The sequence below is a fragment of the Mesorhizobium sp. M2A.F.Ca.ET.037.01.1.1 genome, from assembly GCF_003998075.1.
Classification (GTDB): domain Bacteria; phylum Pseudomonadota; class Alphaproteobacteria; order Rhizobiales; family Rhizobiaceae; genus Mesorhizobium.
In genome coordinates, this window is record NZ_RZSA01001655.1 from 1 (window position 1) to 655 (window position 655).

The window sequence follows — 655 nt, forward strand, 5'->3', positions numbered from 1 at the left end:
GGTCTATCGCTTGCTGACCGAGGATCTCGACCTCGTCGCCGGCTGGCGCAAGGACCGCAAGGAAGGGTTCTGGTTGCGCCGCCTGCCGTCCCGCATCGCCAACAGGCTGATCGCGCGGGTCACCGGCGTTAAGCTCAAGGACTATGGCTGCAGCCTGAAAGTGTTCCGCGGCAGCGTCATCCGCAGCGTGCGGCTCTATGGCGAGATGCACCGCTTCATCCCGGCGTGGCTCGCGACGGTGACGACGCCGCGACGCATAGCCGAGGAAGTGGTGACCCATCACGCCCGCATCCACGGCCAGTCGAAATACGGTATCTCACGTACCTTCCGTGTGGTGCTGGACCTCGTCTTCATGTTCTTCTTCCTGCGCTATCGCACGCGGCCCGGCCATTTCTTCGGCGGCATCGGCATCGTGCTCGGAGTGCTCGGCTCGCTGATCCTGGCCTATCTCTTCGCGATCAAGGTTTTCTGGGGGCAGGATATCGGCACCAGGCCGATGCTGATCACCGGCTTCTTCCTGGTGATCGCCGGGCTGCAGGCGGTGACGTCGGGCGTGCTGGCCGAGATGCTGTCACGCGTCTATCTCGAGGCCAACGGCGCGCTCGCCTACGTGGCGCGGCCGCAGCCCGCGCATGGCGAGGGTGACGGCTGGCAC

The 655-nt window shown here is 65.3% G+C and carries 1 pseudogene; it reads left to right on the forward strand.

Features of this window, described 5'->3' with window-relative positions:
* Positions 1–655: pseudogene (locus EOA27_RS39020) on the forward strand (glycosyltransferase); the annotation flags it as partial.